At 59.6% G+C, this 11,728-nt stretch carries 15 protein-coding genes; all 15 read right to left on the bottom strand.

Annotation, left to right across the window (positions count from 1 at the left end; all coding sequences use genetic code 11):
* Positions 1-8 precede the first annotated feature (8 nt).
* The gene (locus tag FHS47_RS08730; protein WP_167025763.1) at positions 9-359 is read right to left on the bottom strand and encodes a hypothetical protein; all 351 of its coding nucleotides are present in this window, start codon (positions 357-359) and stop codon (positions 9-11) included.
* Entirely contained in the window at positions 356-796 is a 441-nt protein-coding gene (locus FHS47_RS08725; protein ID WP_167027830.1) for a lysozyme, read from the bottom strand. The genes FHS47_RS08730 and FHS47_RS08725 overlap by 4 nt, the downstream gene beginning before the upstream one ends.
* A 192-nt stretch (positions 797-988) precedes the next feature.
* The gene (locus FHS47_RS08720) at positions 989-3,139 is read right to left on the bottom strand and encodes a hypothetical protein (protein ID WP_167025760.1); all 2,151 of its coding nucleotides are present in this window, start codon (positions 3,137-3,139) and stop codon (positions 989-991) included.
* Positions 3,140-3,270: 131 nt separating this feature from the next.
* Positions 3,271-4,371 carry a hypothetical protein gene (locus tag FHS47_RS08715; RefSeq protein ID WP_167025757.1) on the bottom strand — a complete coding sequence of 367 codons (1,101 nt, stop codon included), beginning with the start codon at positions 4,369-4,371 and terminating at the stop codon, positions 3,271-3,273.
* Between the two features lie 93 nt (positions 4,372-4,464).
* The gene (locus FHS47_RS08710) at positions 4,465-5,106 is read right to left on the bottom strand and encodes a hypothetical protein (RefSeq protein WP_167025754.1); all 642 of its coding nucleotides are present in this window, start codon (positions 5,104-5,106) and stop codon (positions 4,465-4,467) included.
* Positions 5,107-5,532 (bottom strand): hypothetical protein, encoded by a 426-nt coding sequence (locus tag FHS47_RS08705; RefSeq protein WP_167025752.1) that lies wholly within the window; start codon positions 5,530-5,532, stop codon positions 5,107-5,109.
* Positions 5,529-6,140 (bottom strand): hypothetical protein, encoded by a 612-nt coding sequence (locus FHS47_RS08700; RefSeq protein WP_167025749.1) that lies wholly within the window; start codon positions 6,138-6,140, stop codon positions 5,529-5,531. The genes FHS47_RS08705 and FHS47_RS08700 overlap by 4 nt, the downstream gene beginning before the upstream one ends.
* 2 nt (positions 6,141-6,142) lie before the next feature.
* Positions 6,143-6,646: a hypothetical protein gene (locus tag FHS47_RS08695; protein WP_167025746.1), complete on the bottom strand. Its 504-nt coding sequence runs from the start codon at positions 6,644-6,646 to the stop codon at positions 6,143-6,145.
* Positions 6,643-7,137: a hypothetical protein gene (locus tag FHS47_RS08690; RefSeq protein WP_167025743.1), complete on the bottom strand. Its 495-nt coding sequence runs from the start codon at positions 7,135-7,137 to the stop codon at positions 6,643-6,645. The genes FHS47_RS08695 and FHS47_RS08690 overlap by 4 nt, the downstream gene beginning before the upstream one ends.
* A gap of 2 nt (positions 7,138-7,139) precedes the next feature.
* Positions 7,140-7,910 carry a LamG domain-containing protein gene (locus tag FHS47_RS08685; RefSeq protein ID WP_167025740.1) on the bottom strand — a complete coding sequence of 257 codons (771 nt, stop codon included), beginning with the start codon at positions 7,908-7,910 and terminating at the stop codon, positions 7,140-7,142.
* Positions 7,907-9,139: an Ig domain-containing protein gene (locus FHS47_RS08680; RefSeq protein WP_167025737.1), complete on the bottom strand. Its 1,233-nt coding sequence runs from the start codon at positions 9,137-9,139 to the stop codon at positions 7,907-7,909. The genes FHS47_RS08685 and FHS47_RS08680 overlap by 4 nt, the downstream gene beginning before the upstream one ends.
* Positions 9,140-9,411: 272 nt before the next feature.
* Complete coding sequence (locus FHS47_RS08675; protein ID WP_167025734.1) at positions 9,412-10,173, bottom strand: hypothetical protein; 762 nt, start codon at positions 10,171-10,173, stop codon at positions 9,412-9,414.
* Positions 10,170-10,898: a hypothetical protein gene (locus tag FHS47_RS08670; protein WP_167025732.1), complete on the bottom strand. Its 729-nt coding sequence runs from the start codon at positions 10,896-10,898 to the stop codon at positions 10,170-10,172. Before FHS47_RS08670 ends, FHS47_RS08675 begins: the two co-directional genes overlap by 4 nt.
* 59 nt (positions 10,899-10,957) lie before the next feature.
* Positions 10,958-11,377, bottom strand: a complete 420-nt coding sequence (locus FHS47_RS08665) for a hypothetical protein (RefSeq protein WP_167025729.1) — start codon at positions 11,375-11,377, stop codon at positions 10,958-10,960.
* On the bottom strand, positions 11,377-11,712 hold the full coding sequence (locus FHS47_RS08660; protein WP_167025726.1) for a hypothetical protein: 336 nt from the start codon (positions 11,710-11,712) through the stop codon (positions 11,377-11,379). The genes FHS47_RS08665 and FHS47_RS08660 overlap by 1 nt, the downstream gene beginning before the upstream one ends.
* Positions 11,713-11,728: the final 16 nt, after the last annotated feature.

Here is an 11,728-nt window from a genome sequence, read left to right as displayed (position 1 = left end):
ATTCATACTCAAGACCGGAACTTCACGGGTAGCTGGTGAAGCTCACGAATGGCCCAACTGAACATGTAGTCGTCGGTCACATCGACCACTTCGACCATCTGGCCCTCCACCTTATCGACCTTGTAGGAGGTGGACTCCTGAAGCATGAGACAGATCATGCCTAGACGGTGCTTTAGGGGGTCGCGCTCCATCAGTACATCTATGGCGCCAGTCACATTCGCACGGGCGTTCTGTAAAAGCTCTATGGCCTTATCCGGTACATCCTTGACATCCGCCGCACACTGGATGTTTTTCGCCGCTTCGCGGAGAGAACGATAGGCGGGATGCTGGAGAAGAACTCGCTTCGTTGCCACGGTCATGCCCTGCCCTCGAACAGTGCACGTTCGTTCGCGCGCCGTATGACCAATCCGGGTAGGGTTCGGCCAGCGGCAAGGGTCCACTTCTGGAACTCGGCCGCGGCGCCCTCGTAGTCGCCAGCGTTGATCTTCCGGAGTAGTGTCGAGCTAGAGAAGTTCTTGCCGCCCAAGTTGAACACGAAGTCCACAAGGGCATCGAACTGATTCTGGGTAAGCGGCACGGTCACCTTCTGGTTGACCACCGCCGCCGCGTTCATGAGGTCGCGGTCGAGTCGTGCCTCGGCTTGGTCGAGGGTAATCACGTCACCCTCTTTCACCCCCGAGGTGGACCCATAGCCAATTGTCCAAGGGGCGCCACCTGTCCCCGGGTCAGGGTAGGCTGTAAGTCGAAGCCCCTCGCTGGCTTTTGCCAGGGTAAAGGCCGCATTTGAGGGCTTCATATTCATTTGCCCGTTTTAGGCCATGGCAGGCAACGTTCAAGGCGTGGTGGTATGCTCCGGCGCATGGCCGAGCCAATCCAAGACAGCAAGCCCAAGGCATCCTTCACGATCAGCCCGGCCGTGGACGAGCTGTATGCGAAGGAATATCGGTGGTACGAGAACGTATTCTTCACGGCGTGGGGCTTGGTAGCCCTACTGGGCCTGCCCATTTGCCTGATCTTGCTGGTAGCGAGCCTCTTTTAGAGACTTTTGAAGCTCAGATGCAGCCTCGGAAGCATTCTCGTCGCCTTTTTCATTCGCCTGTTGTGCAAGAGCCGAAATTGATCCGGCCCACTGGGACCGCGGAATGCTTGAACTCTTTGCCAGCCATTTAACAAAAACCGGGCTTGTCATGGCACGAGCAAGGACATTGGTTGATGCAGCGGACCCAGCGATTGCGGCCGCAGCCCCCCAGTTCTGAGACAGGACGGATGACACCAAGCCGAACAGAGCCGCTTGGTGCGCAACGCCGCTAGCTGATCCCGATGGGTTGGCGCCTACTTTGACAGCTCCCCTAAGAGTTCCAGCCACCTTAGCGATGGAATCCAGATCCTCGCGGAAGTTTGGGCCATAGCGGTCAAAAAGCACGTTCTTGGCCTGCGGGCTGAGGCGGTTGTAGTTAGTCAAGAAGCTACTGATGCTGAACTCGCCCTGCTCGGTCGCCGTGCCTGGCGTAGCAGCGCCAAGACGGCGAAGAACCGAAGCAGACAAGACCTTCTGCTGATCTGGCTGCAAGGACTGCATGACGTTGCGAATGGTGAAAGCGCCATCCTTGGTCCCGCTCGTCGCAGCGTTGAACACGGCCTCTGGACCGCCTGCCTTATCCACAACACGGTCAAGTGCCTCTATGCGGCTCTGTCCGGCCCTGAAGTAGTTGTTGGCCCTGCTCCATGCCTGTGAGGCTTCGGGGCCGGCCTGGTTGGCGGCTGCCTCCATATCGGCACTCAGACCCGCGTAGAGCTTACGCCATGCGTCCGACTTCACCTCACTCGCAAGGGAGGGGTTAGCCAATTCCTGTCCAACTAACGTCCTGAGCTTCTTCACAGCCTCATAGGGCAGTCGCCCATCGGTAGCTGCATCGAGAAGCTGGGGGATATCTGCGTTCGGATCGACGCCGGGTTTCGCCTTCAGCCCCAGCGATTCTCTAATGGCGTTCTGTCGCTCGATAGCCGCATTCTGATCGGCTGCCTGGAACTGACGGCGCTGAACCTCCGACAAGACGTCTGGACGGTTAAGGGGAGCCATGGGGCCTACCGTGTCCGCGTCCAGAGCATTCTTTATGTCGGCTACCTTCCCGTTGGTGAAGAAGCGGGAAAGCTGCGGAGCGCCGGCTATGGGCTCAACAAGTTCCTGGGCTGCTGCCTGCGTGTTCGTCACGGGAACACGCGTTCCTGCCGGTAGGTACTTATCCAACTGGTCATATAGCTTTGAGGCATTGGCCTTGAACCGATCAACGAATCCGCCCTGTCCTGTTATGCCACGCTCGATAGCAAGGCCAGCCTGCGCAGGCTCGGAGGCGGGGGAAAGGCGCGAGGCGAGATTGCCAACACCTCGCTGGATTTCTTCGGCCTGCTGGGCTGCCTTATCGGCCATGACGCCCGCTGCACCCGGGGCCTTCGCAAGCGCCGCTTCTGTTGCTAAGCGGGAGTTTGATCCTGTCGCTTGCCCCACCGTTGGTGTGGTCCCAGCCACATCGAAATCATTGATGGCCTGCTCTACAGCGCGGCGTCCCTGCTCCCCCCCACGGAAGATGCCTCGCGTTGCGGCGATGGCGCCAGCAGGAAGTGAAGGGACAGCAGCGCCAGCAATGCCCGCAGCAATTTCTCCCGCCGGCCCGAGCCCACCCTCTTTAGCCGCTTCGGAAGCGGCACCGCTAGTGATAGCCGCCGCGGCCTGAGTGCCAAGGTTACTAGCAAGGTCGCGCCCGACACCTTTGGCAATCGCGCTCTCTGCGCCCTGGAGGATACGACCAACCCCACCAGATCCCACCGAACCATAGAGGTTCTGACCTATCCGATCAGCAAATCGCTCGCCAGTTGTCTCAGGCACAGGAAGGCCAGCCTTTGCCCAGCCAGCGTCGATGTAATCGTTAAGGCTGGTTGCCCTACCTGGATCGATGCCTATAGCTTGGAAACCGCGATTCAGCAATTCGCTGCCCGGGACTACAGCTAGGTCGGCAACCGAGGCTAATCCCTTCAGGCCAGACCTTGCAGCTAAAGCCGTGCCGCGACCTATTTCGTCACCGACTTGCGAAATGCGCTCGCCAATCGATTTCTCCCGGTCAGGAGCCATAGCGACCGGCATCAAATCAGCATCACTGTACCCTGGCGGGGGCGACGCGGAAGGGATGTCACTCGTCTTTCCGTACTTTTCCCAGGGCCTGGGAGGGGATGAAGGCGCCGGCGCAGCTTGGTATTTTTCCCACGGACCCGGCATCACAGCTTCTCCCAATTCTTGGGATCAGAAGGTTCGCCACCGAGGAAGCGGTAGCCGTCCTCAACATGACCCGGCTGGAGTCTACTTCCGGAGGAAGGCGCGGCGGCCGCTGCGGATGGGTCACCTTGCGGACCGTTAACCAGCGTGTCGCGCTGTAGCTTGATCTTGTCCCGCAGAAGTTGGATCTTTGCGGCATTAGTGGCATCCCTATTCATCACCGAAGGCGCATACCTGTCCCGAGCAGCCGCCAACTCGTAATCAGGGACGCCCGCACCGGACTCATACCGAAGTGTTCCGTTGATGGCGTCATTGAGGAATGCCTTGGACGGTCCAAGGACGGCCGACGTCGGATCGTAAACAAGGTTTCCTTGCTCATCCATCTTAAACGCGGCAGCAATATACTTATCAAGGCTCTCCTGAGCCGCATCCAGCAGGCCCAGCTTGGCTCGTGCCTCAGCGGATAGCGGGGCAGCCGGGCGAGTGGCATTCGGGTCCGCCTTTGGCTTATCAGCTGGACCGCCTGGAATAGGCTTGAGATTGCCATCCGCGTCGAAGCGGTAGCCTGACGGTGGCTTTCCGTAGTTGGTGGGTGACGGAGCGCCTGTGGAGGCCCCAGACGATGGCATGCCAATCTCTGAACGGGTCTTTGCGGCCGTTGCGAAGCTGCTGGCCGCCCTAGCCTTGGCTGCATCGGCCTCGGCGCCCTTCTGCATGATTTCGGCCAAGCCAACCTGTGTAGGCGTGAAGGTGTTCTGATCCGGCGTGGCGTAGGCGTTGTATGACACGCCATCCTTCACCGTCGATACTTCCACCGGCTTACCATTGAACACGGCGAGTAGAGGATTAATGTCAGCAACCTGGGCGCCATTCCGCGCACGGTCGTAAGCATCCTGTTGGATCGTCGTGCCTAGTGCTTCTCGCTGGTATCCACTGAGACGCTGTGGGTCTACCCCGGCGTGGAACATGGCCGCCAAAAGGTCGCTTGCTTGGGATGGGTTGGCATTCGCCGCACTGATGGCTTCCGGGGTGATACCCGCATAGCCCGCTTCTTCGTCCCTTCGGCGCCTTGCCTCGGACAGCAAGCCCTCAAGGCGAGCCACGCCAGTGGCACCCTGCTCATATAGGGCTCGCTGCCTAGCACCGTTTCCGGCGAGCGCTGCACCCAATTCACTCCATCCGCTTGCCATCGTCGATCACCCGAAAGGTAGGTTGCGGCCATAGCCTTGGTCGAACGTGACGCTACCCTGGCTAGGCGAATAGGTGGACCCGTAGCCATTGGCAAGACGGGCGCCAGCGTAGGCCTGCCCTGCCTGGATACCCGCGGACAGCCATGGGTTGGCCCGGATGTTCCGTAGCTTCATCTGCGCCAGGAAATCATCCCCTGCCGCATCCCGGCTGATACCGCCAAGCTCGGAGGTAAACCTCAGCCTGTCGGCCTGTTCGTTCTGACGCTGTAAACCCGGGGCATCGATCCGGCTCGTCAGGTCGGCCACTCGCTTGCCGTAGTCAGTGATCCCGAGTGCTGCATCGGCACCGGATGCCTTGTAGGCGTCCGACACATTTCCGGCCTGGGTGATTCCACCGGCTGCGTTGCCCTTGGCGTCCTGAATCTGCTGCATGAAGTTGCCAAGAAGCGACTGCTGCGCTCCTTGGTCATTCGACGCAGCAGTCTTCGTGATGAGGTCGGACACAGCTTGGTCAGCATCCTGCTGGTGAGCGGATTGCGTGCGGATCTGTTGGGCAAGTTGCTTGTCCTGCCGCCTTGCGACCTTCTGGTCTTGCGTGATCTTGGCCGCCGTCGTGACGACCAATGTACCTACGGCCCACCACGACACTTAGGCAACCTCCGGCAGCACAGGGCTACCATCTTCAGGGATGATGACTTCCGCCTCGATCTCGCCAAGGTCGGTCTTGTCGGTCGCGTGGACGGTTACCCAAATCACATCGGTAATGGCGTACCCGACACGTTTCGTCCCGGGCTCTGACACGATGATCTGGGGTGCCTCTAAGGTCTTCATGCCTTCCTCGGTCCAGACCCGTATGGTTCCCTGCATCAAGAAATTGAGGTGCCTCTGCCGGTGCATCTTCCCGGTAAGCGCTGTACCTGCCTTGATCAGCAACGCACGGCCGTAGACGCCATCGGCGAAATAATGGCCCGTGAAATGCTCAGCCTGAGGCGCTTCGGCGAGAACACGCTCGAATTGTTGGATCTGCTCAAGTGTTGGCTTGTTCGGCAGATCGATGGTGGTCAACTCGTTCACTGGCGCCCCCCGTATCCGAAACCGGGCTGATAGAGCGTGTTGTACGCGTACTTCTGCCCCGCCCTTAGCGCGGCGGCGTCCTGGCTCTGTTTGTAGATGCCGGCGAAGTCTCCGAAGGCATCGCCAAAGGCGTTTGCCGTAGCCGTGGCCCTCCCCGACTCAAGATTGCTACGGAGCGCCTGGGCTGCGTTGTTTGCCGCTGTCGTCGCATCCAAGCCGTTCTGCGCCATGGCGATGAGGTTGGCCCGGGACGTCTCATCTTGGGCCCGAAGATCAGCACCCGCGGCAGCACCGCGTCGCGTGGCCTCAATCACGCCCTTGAGGTAGTCCTCTCCTACCTTTCGGTTCTGATCGGCCTGAACACTGCCGCCCACCAACCCAGATCGAGCTAGAGAGAATCGGAGGTTGCGATCAGTCTCGGCCTTCTGCCTATCCAAGTCAGTTCGATAGAACGCCGTCGTATCTTTAGCGAGCTGATCGTACTGAGCCGTACGGCTAGGGTCATTGAAAACGGCATTGACCTTACCCGTCGAAGCCTGGATGTTGCGCTGCCGCTGTTCCTCGGCGCGCTGGGCCTGCTTTGCTGCGTCGTTACCGCCGCCGCCCATCGTCAGCCCTCCGCCACGCGCGCAAACATGGCAATGTCCTCGCCGTTCCGGCCGTACTTTCGCCAGATACCCTCTAGCTGCATCCCGAGCGACCGCTCAAACCACTTTGCTGCGGCGGATCGAGCGCAAAGGCAGGTGGCCTGCACCCGGCGAACGTCGTCCTGCTCAAGAAGACCGTTGACAAGCCAGCTGGCGGCCTTCGTCAGCGAACGCCATGTCTTAGTCCACCCATCAGGGCTTCCGACCATCCATGTCTGCCAGACGCCAGGCCCAATCTGTTCCGCACCACCTGAAGCGGCTGGGTAGTTATCTGGGCCAAGCACGGTGAATTTCAGCCCTGGGGTGTTGAAGAACCCGACCGCCGCGGTTTCCGGGCTGAACTCGGATGCTCCACTCAGCGCCATGTACTGCGCGCGCTCGTCCTCCCGCATCCGCTCGCACAAATACAAAAGGTGCAGAAGGGTGCATGGAATGACGTTTGAGCCGGGGCGCGATGGCGAAATCATGCGCCTAGCCTCATGTCGTTGACCGTTACGTTCAAGGCGTTGAACTGCCATTTCTCGCCGCCTTCGTAGGTGAGCTTGAAGCTCATGCTTGGTGCCATGATCGGCAGGGGAATCATCATTCCCGGGACAGAATCAGCAGGCACGGTAAACGGTGCCGTGAAGATGCCCTTGGCCGACTGGTCATACCCGACTTGGACCGACGTCTCCCCGCTTCCAACGATGTCGAAGCCGACAAGCTGTTTGGTCACCCCAGGGGCGCCGAAGTCAAGCCACGGCCACTGAATGACACCAGTAAATGGCTGCTCCCTAGGATCACCGGCATAGTCGGTCACCTCGTTGTCGTCCATCTTCAGAACGTCATCCCCTGACCGGATGTAGAGGTCGTCGGCCAGCTGTGTAAAATCGTCAATGGGGAATGGAAAAACGTACCGGGACCAAGCCCCGACGCTCCCAATCTGGCTCATCGTGTAGACAAAGACCGTGCTGTCCATGGTTACCCCAACTCGAAGTAGCTACGGCCGTCGCCGTCGTTATACAGCCAAGAGATTTCCTCCTCCGTAAGGGCCGCTTGGCAGAAGAACAGTTCGTCCAGTCCGCAGTTTGTGTTCGCCGAGCCGAATTGCTGCCCGATCTGGAAGTAGGAAACGAGCCCCGCCCTGGGCGTTGGCATGGGCGGAACCGATGCGGCTGCAAGCGACCCATTCACAAACACGTCTATGGTCTGCCCGATAAACCGAGCCACCACGAAGTAGAACCCGGCTGTCGGAGGGAATCCTCCGATGGCTATTACCTGCTCAGACGTGGCCTTGTTCCCTGCGCTATCCGTCACCCTTACGGTCACCGGGAATCGCCTGATCGTGAAAGCGGGCGTTTCCACGAAATACTGGTCGTCCGTTGTATTGGGATATGACCCAGGGTGCACCGCGCCTGCGGCGGTGACAGCCATATTGAAGGCGGTGTTCTTGGCGCTGAAGTCGAAGGAGAGGCCAAAAAGGTTGAGTGACGCAGCCGTTCCGTCGTAGTAAATCCAGCCCCCAATGGACAGAGCATTGCTCGTCGTCAATGGAAACGGTGATGCCAGGAGGCCCGCCGCACGGCTGTTCTTTAGCAACATCTGCCCATGCTTACCAGCGGCATAGCCCGCTGACGAAACGCCGATATTGAGATTGTTCCCGCCCGCTACGTCATTCAGATTTCCGTCCAGCGGATACCAGCTAACGACCTTTCCCTTGATCGAGGCGCGAAGGATGTTTTCGTCGGTCATGACGTCGGCGTTCCGGTAATGAGGCCCGTGGCCGGGTTGATCGCCAGCCCGTTAGGGAGTGTTCCCTCGGTGATCTCCCAGAGCACATACGGCGCCGTACCGCCAAGGGCCGTCAGGCCAGAGGAATACGGGGTGCCGATCTGCCCCTTCGCCAAGGTGCCGGTAAGGCGCAGCAAGAGGTTGTCTGGGTTGTAGTTCGAGAAGGCGAGCCAGTACTGCCCCAGGCTAGGAACATACGTCGCCAGAGGGATAACCATGCCTGCATTGATAGCCTCCTGAACAAGCTGGTCAATGGGAATACCTACATCGCCAGCCTTGAGGTTCATCGAGCCCGCGGCGATGCCCATCGACCTGACGCCTTGCGATGAAAGGAAGAACAAGTCGTTGGATACCGGAGAAAGCGCAAGATGCTGTGTCGATCCCACCGGGAGCGCATCAAGTAGCGCAATCGAGGCCGGATCTTCATCCACCTGCCACATCTGGAAGCCTTCGGCATTGAAGGCGACGAGATTCGACCGATACAGGCCCATCGCCTGGACGGGGTTAGCCCCGTAGTTCTGCAAGCCATAGGGCAGATAGCCGGCGTCATCCGTCGTTGACCAATCCAGAGGATTGACCGTGGCGCTGTAGCGAATGATGTCGTCATCGCCCGCATAGACCTTGCTTGCGGCGATAGCTACAATCTTGGTCTGTGGACAATTCGGATCGGTGATCCGCGGCGTAGTGGCTTCCCAATCGATAGTGCCGTCATGGACCGTTCCGCCCGTGGCGGTAGGCCACACCGGCTCAGTAGCCCCGCTCTTGTTGACAGGACGTGCCGTCCAGACGATCTGCGAGGCGGATACGGCCTCCCAGATAACCTCGTTGTCGATGACCTGCTGTCCAAGGACAGGCGGCCATGCCGGTTCAGTGGCGCCGCTCTTTCCCGGGGCAGCCTGAACCGCCTTGTACACGAGACCGGCCGAAGGTACGAAGTAGTTGTAATCCCATGAGACGGCATCGACCCACATGGAATAGCCGCTGTTCTTCGCACACGAAATACCTACCGCAACGAAGGCAGCATTGGCGGGAGCCACGTCCGTCACACTGGACTTCTGCCAGGAACCACCGCTGCCCTTGTTGATCTCGTTGCCAGACTTATAGGAAACGAGGTTATTCGCCGCGTCGTACCAAAGGAGAAGGACGGCACCACCAGCCTTACCGGACGATGAAGCGCCTTGCTGCACCATGCAACTAGCGGTGATGCTCTGTCCTGGCGTTACGGGCCGCTTGTCAGTACTGGCAGCACTGGCTTGACCAGACCCATCGTATTGAAGCGCATGGGAGCCTTCATAGTGGGCACCAGTCGTAACGGAATACCCGCTCGGAAGCGACCACCCGGTCGCGCCATTCTCGAACGATGGGTTCGTCGGCTGGCCGCTGGCAACGTTCGGCTGCGTGACTGGACGAACCAGTGCGCCGGGAACGTAGGTTTTTCCGGCTACCCACTTATCCGCCATGGCTAGACACCATCCCCATAGCGGTCCTTCACCGACTGGTCAGGGCTATTCGCGCCCGAGCCAGAGCCGCCAGATAGTTCGTCCGATGGCACGGTGGTGCTATCGGTCCCCTCGAAGACCTGAGCGCCCTCCTGCGTCGGCCAAGATGGCTCCGTAGAGCCAGTGGTCGGTGTTCCGGTTACCTCGGTAACCACATACTCCCAGCCGTTAGCTGTCGTGGGCTGAACGACATCGCCAAGCTGCTTAGGCGTGTTCGCCGTCCATACGGGTGCCTTACTCGCGCTGTTTGAGCGGTAGTAGAAACCGTTCTCGGTGGATGGCCTGACAAGCTGCCCAAGTCCATAGATGGTGTTCGGCTGCCAGATCGGTGGCGCCTGTAGCCAGTAATGCCAGACACTGGCGTCGTCGAACTCAGCCACTACGTATAGGTAACCCAAGAACGGCTTGGCAAAGTGGATTTTCTTGATGCCGCCAGTGAATGACACATCTGGGTGCTTCAAGATGTTGACCACGTACTTGGGATTACTCGGCACGATCCTAGTTGTGGCGAACACATGGAGCTTGCCCTGAAAGGCACAAAGGCCCTTCGTACCTGCGGGGAGCGTGAAGTCCAAGCTTGTGCCTGGCCGGCTCGTCGGTGACCGCGATGCATCGACATAGCCATTGGTCAGTTCGTAGAGCGATTCGGGAGACGCCCCGCCCTTGTCGCGGAGTCGCGTCATGCCCGCCTTGACTGCCGAAAGCGTTACCTGCCGCTGGCTCACGGCTGATAACCTCCGATCAGCTTCGGCGGGACCGCATTCGGAATCTCGACAGCTCCCGGGATATAGCGACGCGTCCCATGCGCCTCGGCCGTCAGATCGCCCAAGTAGGTCGTTAGAGCCGTCGCATAATTGGCTGCGTCTGGCTGCCCGTAGTGCACCTTGGCATAGGCCAGCGCGTGAAGCTTGACGGCCTCCGGATCTATGGTCGTCTTATCGGTGTTGGCGGCAAAGGGATCGAGCCCAAAGTCGCCCTTTACACGTAGCCGCCACGTGTCGTCAGAGGGAGCCGGCCATATCTCGATGCATTGCCGAATTTCGTAGTGATCCGGAATGCTCTGGATGCGGCTTGAGTACGACTCTGGCGCAATGCCTTGGATAAGCGGACGCCAGACGTCATCGCCCTGTGACACCCCAACCCACACGACCTTTCGCGGGTCCAGCTTGCGCGTGCACGTATCGTTGTTGGCGTCGAAATCGTAGAACCGCACGCCCGCAGCAAGGTTCCAGGTGAACCAGCGCCGAGTGCGAAGTGCCGAATACCGGTGGTAAAGCTGGTTCTGCGCGCTGATCGCAAAGGAGTTAAGAAGTTCCGTCATGCCCGGAGGTGGGCTTGCCAGCATGGCGGCAAACCCAAGTCGGATCATCAAGAAGTTGCGGATGTCCTGTAGCGTCTCGGACGGGTAGTCGTCGTCACAGTCGCAGTTCAGTTCGATTGTGTCGGCCATGACGACTCCTGATGAGGGAACGCCCCGGCGTTGCACCGGGGCGCCTTTTGCCCAGCCGCTTACTTGCTCGCGGCGGTCTTTTTGGCGGCGGTCTTCTTCGTCGCCTTCTTGTGGTCCATCACGGCGGACTGCTGAAGCTTGCCCTTGCTGGCGTCTTCTTCCACATCCAAGCCGCTGGACTTGGCTAAAGCGGACGGGCGCGGGAATACCGAGAGCACAGCATCGATGTTCTGAGCGTACTTCCGGCGAAGGGCATCATGGGCTTCATTGGCCGTGAAAGCCGGAACTTCCACGTCGTCCTCGTCCACGACTGCCACCAGATCCTCGCCATAGATGGCCTGAAGGATGGGAAGCTCGTACTCGTAGATGGTCGTCGGAAGCTTGATGTCCGCGCCGCGGTCGATGATCACCGTCAGCTGCGTCAGGGCGACCACTTCTTCCTGATCGGCCGAGGCCTGGCTGGTGGTTTCGGTAGCCATTACTGCACTCCCTCCAACATGATGGTCACGGTGCCCGTGCCAAGGGTAGTCACGTTCACGCGAATCCAGTTCGGAAGAACGATCTCCTGCTCCAATGGAGAGGTAGCCGTCAGAGACACGATGTCAGTCCAACCGGAATCGCCGCTAGCCGGGGCAGTCGCCGAGTTCGAGGGATTACCCTGAATCTTCACCACACCGGAGCCGCCAACGGCGGCATTGTTGATGAGCAGGGCATTGCGGCCCTGGCCGCCGAGGAACGGCGTCTTATTGCAACGGATTCCCGCACCAATGCCAGTCGCGGTGATGTCGAGGGCCGTTGCGAGAGGAAGCGTCATAGTTCCCATATCAGTC

The sequence above is a fragment of the Luteibacter sp. SG786 genome (genome assembly GCF_011759605.1).
GTDB lineage: Bacteria > Pseudomonadota > Gammaproteobacteria > Xanthomonadales > Rhodanobacteraceae > Luteibacter.
This window is presented reverse-complemented; position numbering and strand designations above follow the sequence as displayed.

Excerpts from the sequence above, each read along its gene's own strand:
- FHS47_RS08730 (WP_167025763.1), bottom strand. The coding sequence starts at position 359 with ATGACCGTGGCAACGAAGCGAGTTCTTCTCCAGCATCCCGCCTATCGT.
- FHS47_RS08725 (WP_167027830.1), bottom strand. The coding sequence starts at position 796 with ATGAAGCCCTCAAATGCGGCCTTTACCCTGGCAAAAGCCAGCGAGGGG.
- FHS47_RS08720 (WP_167025760.1), bottom strand. The coding sequence starts at position 3,139 with ATGCCGGTCGCTATGGCTCCTGACCGGGAGAAATCGATTGGCGAGCGC.
- FHS47_RS08700 (WP_167025749.1), bottom strand. The coding sequence starts at position 6,140 with ATGGGCGGCGGCGGTAACGACGCAGCAAAGCAGGCCCAGCGCGCCGAG.
- FHS47_RS08695 (WP_167025746.1), bottom strand. The coding sequence starts at position 6,646 with ATGATTTCGCCATCGCGCCCCGGCTCAAACGTCATTCCATGCACCCTT.
- FHS47_RS08690 (WP_167025743.1), bottom strand. The coding sequence starts at position 7,137 with ATGGACAGCACGGTCTTTGTCTACACGATGAGCCAGATTGGGAGCGTC.
- FHS47_RS08685 (WP_167025740.1), bottom strand. The coding sequence starts at position 7,910 with ATGACCGACGAAAACATCCTTCGCGCCTCGATCAAGGGAAAGGTCGTT.
- FHS47_RS08680 (WP_167025737.1), bottom strand. The coding sequence starts at position 9,139 with ATGGTGCAGCAAGGCGCTTCATCGTCCGGTAAGGCTGGTGGTGCCGTC.
- FHS47_RS08670 (WP_167025732.1), bottom strand. The coding sequence starts at position 10,898 with ATGGCCGACACAATCGAACTGAACTGCGACTGTGACGACGACTACCCG.
- FHS47_RS08665 (WP_167025729.1), bottom strand. The coding sequence starts at position 11,377 with ATGGCTACCGAAACCACCAGCCAGGCCTCGGCCGATCAGGAAGAAGTG.
- FHS47_RS08660 (WP_167025726.1), bottom strand. The coding sequence starts at position 11,712 with ATGACGCTTCCTCTCGCAACGGCCCTCGACATCACCGCGACTGGCATT.